This is a genomic window from Moorena sp. SIO3E8, assembly GCF_010692445.1.
In the GTDB taxonomy this organism is placed as follows: domain Bacteria; phylum Cyanobacteriota; class Cyanobacteriia; order Cyanobacteriales; family Coleofasciculaceae; genus Moorena; species Moorena bouillonii.
In genome coordinates this window covers 1-1,668 of record NZ_JAAHHM010000338.1, presented here as the reverse complement: position 1 = coordinate 1,668, position 1,668 = coordinate 1, and the positions used below count along the sequence as shown (strand labels likewise).

The window sequence follows — 1,668 nt, the reverse complement described above, 5'->3', positions numbered from 1 at the left end:
CTGAGAAGACTTGAACAGACATCCATATTGATTCCCGATGGTGAGGAGGGTTTTTTAGCACGTGTATTGGATTGTTTATCCAGAGAAGCAAATCTTGAAATACATGTACTGTCACAGAGAACCAATCAAGTTCACAAGCATTCCAGACATATAAAAAGTTTTACAAGCTGTTCCCCCACACTGAGCGATAACGAACTTGTTGGCGTAATAAAAAAGCTATGTGCCGACAAGGGAATAGACCTGTTGTTTCCCATTCATTACAGAATGATGACTTTTGTCCTAAACCATAAACAGCAGTTGGCCAGTGTAGTGGGTTTGCCACTTTTACCGCCACTAGAATCACTCAAAACAGTAACCGATAAGATTAAATTTTCAAAACATCTCAATGCTGAGAAGATTTCCGGGCCTCACGCACAAGTTTTGACCACTCCTTTTGACCTAGGTGGTTTGGAAATCCCTTTTCCAATTCTATTTAAGCCACATCTGGAAGATGAAAGTGGTGCTGGGCGAGGGATAATGCTTATAGAAAATCAGGAGCATCTACAATCGTTGACCGATGGTGGGGAAGATGTCCCTAAAACATTTCTTGTCCAAGAATATGTGGAGGGAGTTGATGTGGACTGCAGTGTACTTTGCAAGGACGGAGAGATTCTTCAATACACCATTCAAACCGGTATTTTGCCTGGGAGATCCAAGTTTTCCCCATATTCTGGCGTCCGTTTGATTACCGATGATAAGGCCCTATCCGCAGTACGAAAATTGATGCGGTCCTTAAATTGGTCAGGGGTAGCACATATTGACCTTCGATTCGATAAAAAACAGCAAGAATATAAGGTGATTGAAGTTAATGGAAGGTACTGGGCATCCGTTTTGGCTTCATTGTATGGCGGCGTTAACTTTCCTTACCTTTCCATACGCGCTGCACTTGATAAAAAAATAGAAGAGGTCAATTATTCTAAAAATGAATATTACAATCTCGAAGGAGTTTTGAAGAAGGTTAGAAAAAATCCCCTTGCAATATTCAATGTTGCCATGCTGTGGAAGGCAACGCCTTTAAAATTTGTTTTTTACGACCCAATTCCCTGGATCATAAGTTTAAAAAGAAGGTTCTAACCGAAACTTTTTATCCGTTACCGATATTGGGACTTTCCGGTTTCGGTTTTATGAACTCAAAACTGGTGACGGAGAAATAGATGGTCCAGCTTACTATTCCAAGAAATTTAAAGGAATCCTCAAAAAAATACTGCAGGCCTGCACTGGGTAAAATAATGTCCAACAAAATGGAACCAGCGAAAAAGAATACGGCCAAGACAAGGAAGTAGTATTTGGTTTTCTTGAACAATTTAAGGAACCTAAGGCCCCAAATTACCATGATCACACCATACAACAGGTATACCACAGGTTGCACGGAAAAGTATTTGCTAAAAAAGTATATCAATACATAGTCATGGAACATAAAGAAATCATCAAGAAGCAAGATGGCGGTGACCATTCCAGAGAGCAGTAAAAATCTTGATTCCATCTTTTGGCTTTTCCAAATTACCACGGATGAAAAACAGCAGCAGGTAAGACTTACACACCATAGTATGATTCCAATATTCGACAAAATACCGGTAAATGGGTGAAACTTATGGGTATAAGCAGGGTCGGCTGTGAAATAGTGGAAAA

At 40.0% G+C, this 1,668-nt stretch carries 2 protein-coding genes; one reads left to right on the top strand and one right to left on the bottom strand.

The window, feature by feature from the left end; genetic code table 11:
• Positions 1–1,113 (top strand): ATP-grasp domain-containing protein (locus F6K46_RS39610; RefSeq protein WP_293118179.1); only part of this gene is annotated, 1,113 nt, incomplete at its 5' end.
• Between the two features lie 10 nt (positions 1,114–1,123).
• Here the strand turns inward: F6K46_RS39610 and F6K46_RS39605 are convergent.
• A partial coding sequence (locus F6K46_RS39605) for a hypothetical protein (protein ID WP_293118176.1) occupies positions 1,124–1,668 on the bottom strand: 545 nt, incomplete at its 5' end.